Source organism: Zarconia navalis LEGE 11467, assembly GCF_015207075.1.
GTDB classification, from domain to species: domain Bacteria; phylum Cyanobacteriota; class Cyanobacteriia; order Cyanobacteriales; family Geitlerinemataceae; genus Zarconia; species Zarconia navalis.
The window spans coordinates 1-5,506 of record NZ_JADEXN010000382.1; the positions used below are offsets into that span (position 1 = coordinate 1).

Consider the following 5,506-nt stretch of genomic DNA (forward strand, 5'->3'; position numbering starts at 1 on the left):
GGGATAGCGTCGGCGAGTTCCGCTTTCGAGGAGTCGGTTCAGTACCCGCACGAGGGAATCGCTCACCGGATTATCGACGAGGTAATCTTGCCACACCCATTGACCTTCGCTACTGTCGAACAATTCAAATGGCGGAACCTGAGTTAGGAGATAGATGCAGGTGACACCTAGGCTGTACAAATCGCTCTGCAAGACGGCCTTGCCGATGGATTGTTCTGGGGCGACGAAACCGGCAGAACCGATGGTGGTTCCCGTACGGGCTAATGCCGTTCCGGTGGCTAGTTTCGATGCTCCAAAATCGACTAAGACGAAACTGCCTTGACCGATGTGGGAACGGCGGCGGATGATATTGGCGGGTTTGATGTCTCGATGGATGATGTGGCGATCGTGAACGAATTGCAACACCGGTAGAATGTCGGCGAGGAGTTGGCGAATTTTGGCTTCGTCGAAGGGGCCCGATTCGGCTAGCTCTTGCTCTAAGTTAGACCCATCGATAAACTCTTGAATCAGATATAGGCGATCGTCTTGCTCGAAATGCGCCAGTAAATTGGGAATTTGTGGGTGCGCGCCCAGTTCTTCGAGGCGAGTGGCTTCTTGACGAAACAGGGCAACGGCTTTGGACTGATTTCGAGGGTTTCGATCGTCCGATCGAAATTGCTTGACAATGCATCGGGGTTTGGTGGGTTTGTGTTCGTCTACCGCCAAAAACGTCCGCCCGAAACCTCCGGTACCAATGGGTTCGATCGCCCGGTAGCGATCGCCGAGCCTTAACGGGGAATGGCAACTCTGGCACGACTTTACCCCGATCGGGTTTGAGGTTGGAGGCAGTGGGGATTGAGACAAAAACTCATGGGTGTAGAGCGTAAAAAACTGGAGTCGAGCAAGCAAGCCACCCTTATATACGAGCCACCTTTATAAAAGCAAGCAATCGATCGGACAACTCGATCGGGAAATCGTCGGTCTCCTTTTTCCCTCGTGCCCCACTCGGAGCAAGATGTTCGATGGATAACGTTCGATCGACAGACCTACCTTTATTCTGACAAATCCAGCATGGCTTTATCCTTTGCGGGAAACCGTCACTTTTTTTCTGGAGATTTCATACAAATTCATATACTGTATTAACTCGTAACAGAAATCGAGAGTTTATACCTACATCCCATTGGTAGACTGGATCTCATAGAAAAATCAGCATTTCCATCTAAGTTCGCACTTCCGCACACCAAAATTTAGTAATACTGCGCTCGTCAAAGCACCTTACTCTAAGGCGATCGCGCTATTAGGAACCCTAACAAGAACCATCATGGTAGATTCCCTCAAAAAACCCACCTTTGAAGAAATTCGGCCGGGGGTCAAAACTCCCGCCAAGGAAACCATCCTCACTCCTCGGTTCTACACCACCGACTTTGAGGAGATGGCCAAGATGGACATCTCTCCGAATGAGGACGAACTCCTCGCCATTTTGGAAGAGTTCCGCATCGACTACAATCGCCATCACTTCGTCCGCGATGAACAGTTCGATAAATCTTGGGATAACATCCAAGGCGAAACGCGACAAGTGTTCGTTGAGTTTTTAGAGCGTTCCTGCACTGCTGAGTTTTCCGGATTCTTGCTCTACAAAGAATTAGGACGGCGGTTGAAAGACAAAAGTCCGGTCTTAGCAGAGTGCTTTAATCTCATGTCCCGAGACGAAGCGCGCCACGCCGGGTTCTTGAACAAGGCGCTGTCCGACTTCAACCTCTCCCTGGACTTGGGTTTCCTCACCAAAAGCCGGAAGTACACCTTCTTCAAACCCAAGTTTATTTTCTACGCCACCTACCTCTCTGAAAAGATTGGCTACTGGCGCTACATCACCATCTATCGCCATCTAGAGCAGCATCCAGAGGATCGCATCTATCCGATTTTCCGCTTCTTTGAGAACTGGTGTCAGGACGAAAACCGCCACGGTGACTTCTTCGATGCGATCATGAAAGCGCAACCCCAGCATCTCAACGACTGGCGCGCCAAGTTGTGGTGTCGTTTCTTCCTGCTGTCGGTGTTTGCAACGATGTATCTCAACGATATTCAGCGCTCTAAATTCTATGCGTCTCTTGGCTTAGATGCGCGGGAGTACGACATCCACGTCATCGAGAAAACCAATGAAACCGCCGGACGGGTTTTCCCGGTAACTCTCGATGTGAATCATCCCGAGTTTTACGATCGCCTCGATGCTTGCGTGAAAAATAACGAGAAGTTGACGGAAATCGTCAATTCCGATCGCTCCAAATTCGTGCAACTCTTGCAGAAGCTACCGCTCTATGCTTCCAATGCGTGGCAACTCTTGAAGCTGTATTTCATCAAGCCTCTCGATGCCGTCGAAGCGCAAGGCCAGGCTCGTTAAACTGTCGCTTGTTCTGAGTTTTTTAAAGTCTCGCTCCTCATATTAACTGGACCTCCTCAACCCCATGCGGGTGAGGGGGGTTTTTTTATGAACGACCCGTAAGGTGGTAGCATTCATCACCAAATAAACGGCTGTCAGAATCGCGCACCGATGGGAGAAACCGTCGATGTCGATGGGACAACTTCATAGAAATGGCTTTTATAGCGCTTTGTCATCAGTTTATTTACACGATCGATGAAACCGGCTTTTTCCATTCCCCATTCCCGAACCCGCAAAACTTGTAACGAAAAGGGCGCGAACTGCTATAAATCACGGGATTAAAGCTAAAGCGTCATGGGTGCGAGGGGTTCGATATCCGGGTCGTATCCACCCACCTGATTCGTCCGCAACACCCATACCGTTGCTCCCCGATCGAGAAAAATCTTCACGATCGTATCGCTGGCGAGTCGAGGTAAGAGCGTCCGCCAACTTGCCAAGCCAATGGACAAGTTTTTTAAAGGACGATCCTCTAAAACACTGCCTAAATTATAAGTACCTTCTTCCCAATCGGCACGGGCACTGCCAAATGGCATCAGTTCCGACTTGAGGGCGTTCTTGATTTCGAGTAACTGTTGAAATCGCTGAGCTTGTTCGGGTTCGCGATCGCGCCATTTTTCTAACCAAGTCCGATTTCTCTGGACGCGGTTTTCTATCTTTCGCAGCGCGGCATACATTGCCTGGTTGGAATCCTGAGAGCAATTATTTGCCGGTCCCACATAGGTTCCACCCGTCCCATCGCCGATCCGGTAGCGTGCCATCATCGCCTCTAATTGAGAGACGATTTCGCTTAATGCCGAAGCTCGATATCGCTCGAAGTCAAAGTCTGCGGTAAAAGCATCTAACTTAACCAGCAGATCGCAAATCGGGCGAGTCCCCAGGAAACCCCACTGACGATCGCCCATATAAGCCGACCAATGCATATGACCCGAAATCAGTCCGCGAGCGTTGTGAGTGTATACCTGATGGTATTCGATCTCGAAGCGCAACTCATCGCTGAGGGGATCGCGAATCACTTGGGCATCACCGTAGGCAAAATGACCGAAGTAAACTGGGGCGATCGCGGCTGGCTCGATTTTGCGACCTCCGATGCCACCATAAACGTGCAACAGCAGGGCGCGATCCCCTTCTTGCCACTTTTGCACCGCTTCGGCTTTCGTTTGAGACTGGGGACAGAGGAGAACCGATTGAATCTTGCCCTTTTTCGCTGGAAGATTATCCCAAGTTTCTTTCTTGATGAACTCCAATGCAGCTTCGCGATCGCCAATAACCGATTCGGGCTGGAGACCCAACAAAGCACGGGGAGCAATGGCTTGGACGACAAACAGCCCGGAACTATCCGGGGCACCGTAGATATACCAACCCATTGGGTTTAGAGGCGATTTTTCGATCCCTTGATTCGTGGCGGGTAAGGTGTCGTTGCTATCGGCAACAACCTGCGGCAGTCGGACGATTTCTTTGGGGCCGTCAAATTGGTGGGACTGGCGATTGAAGTGAACGACCTCGAATCGATCTCCACCATCCCCCACAGGCTGAAGAATTCTGACTAACCCGTAATAGCGACCGCTAATTTGCACGGGTTCGCAATCGATTTCGATAACCGTCGCCCCGCCTGGCTCTCGGGCTTCTCCAACCGAGATGGGTTCGCGTAGCATGACGAGCATATCGTCCTCGGGTCTTGCCCCAGCTAGGGATTCTAAGGGATCGACCTGCCGCCACCGATCGAGGCGAGTGGGGTGAATTAACCCTTCCACTCGACTGCTGTACTCGGCATTATCGCTAAAGTATACGTCTCGAGTCAGAGATCGCACGTACTTTTTCATTTCAGCGGAATCGCTCCAACGTAAATGCACCACCTGCCCGATCGAATGCTGGTGGAGTTTATCTGCATGATGCACTTCAAATAAAACGCCCCGAACGGTCTGACGCCGCTCGGATTCGGGCAGAATTAATCGACCCATCCAAGGAGCGATGGGGCGATACAGCTCGGGGTCAACCGTTCGATCGAGAGGATAATATTGAAGTTGATTGAAGTCAGCTTGTCGAAATCGTTCGTAGTTGCTGGATTTAGCACGGACGGCCGCGATCTCAACGCGCAGCTGACCGGTGATAATCCCAGAAATCCAGTCTAGGGTTTGCTGCAAGCTACTGCGACCGTCCGGGAGATAATAATCGGCATCGAGAACCCCTTCTGGGCCATTGTGACCGACGGGCCCGAGGGAGATCGTACTAATTTGACCGCGACGTTTGGCTCGGTTCCAGTAAGACAAGAAGAAAAGCGGTGTGCGTTTGGGGAAAATTGTCGAACCGAGCTGCTCGATCGAATCGTTTTCTCCCGCCAGATGGTAGAGATGTTCCAATGAAATCGCCTTGGTATTACCGCTGAGGACACCCGCCAGGGAGATGACTTCGACCGAAGCCCCGAGTGCCTGCTTGAGAAACGGTAATGCACCCATGGAAATCTGCCCGCCGCCACTGTAGCCCACAAGGGTAATCGGTATGCCACTACCGAGTTGATAACCGTATTTCACCAGGCTGTTGTAAATCAGTTGAGCTATGCCTTGGTTGTAAATCGGGCCGTAGCGTCGATCGGCTGAAATAGCGACAACGAACATATTTTTCAGGTAAACCGCAAAACTCAGCTTAGTTCCTGGATGGGTTTTTTGCTCCCGTTCTACCCAACGCCAAAAAGAGCTGGAGATTCGATTGCGCGTCAGGGGAATATTGAGAATTGAATAGGGCATGAAGCCGCTGATGAGTACGATATCGTCGGGCAAAATTGCCGCTAATTTTGCCAGAAATCGCTTGACTAAAAAGTCGTAGTTATAGCTAGATTGACCGATACCATCTAAATAAAGTACGTACCGAGTGACATGGCTCGATGGTGGCACGGTTTCTAAAACCGTACCCGGATTGCGAGCCGTATCGATGCGATCGCCAAACCAACCAGCCCACCAACCTAAGGCTTCGAGCGGTGAAAGTACCGCTGTGGCAACGATAATGATGAAGGCGAGCGTGACAAGCTTTCCAAGTGTTGCCAGTAAGATAGCAATCGAACCCGTCCCGATCGTCAGAGCGAGTAATCCGAGTACC

3 protein-coding genes are annotated in these 5,506 nt (G+C 50.9%); 1 reads left to right on the forward strand and 2 read right to left on the reverse strand.

Annotation, left to right across the window (positions count from 1 at the left end):
- The coding region (locus IQ235_RS17525; protein WP_264322715.1) for a serine/threonine-protein kinase at positions 1-843 on the reverse strand (843 nt) is incomplete at its 3' end.
- 457 nt (positions 844-1,300) lie between these two features.
- Here IQ235_RS17525 and acsF point away from each other — a divergent pair.
- The gene (gene acsF, locus IQ235_RS17530) at positions 1,301-2,377 is read left to right on the forward strand and encodes a magnesium-protoporphyrin IX monomethyl ester (oxidative) cyclase (RefSeq protein ID WP_264322716.1); all 1,077 of its coding nucleotides are present in this window, start codon (positions 1,301-1,303) and stop codon (positions 2,375-2,377) included.
- Positions 2,378-2,700: 323 nt separating this feature from the next.
- On the opposite strand, the gene IQ235_RS17535 is transcribed toward acsF, so the two are convergent.
- The coding region (locus IQ235_RS17535; protein WP_264322717.1) for a CAAX protease at positions 2,701-5,506 on the reverse strand (2,806 nt) is incomplete at its 5' end.

Bases quoted from the DNA above. Each gene is read 5' to 3' on its own strand.
- acsF (WP_264322716.1), top strand. From the start codon at position 1,301: ATGGTAGATTCCCTCAAAAAACCCACCTTTGAAGAAATTCGGCCGGGG.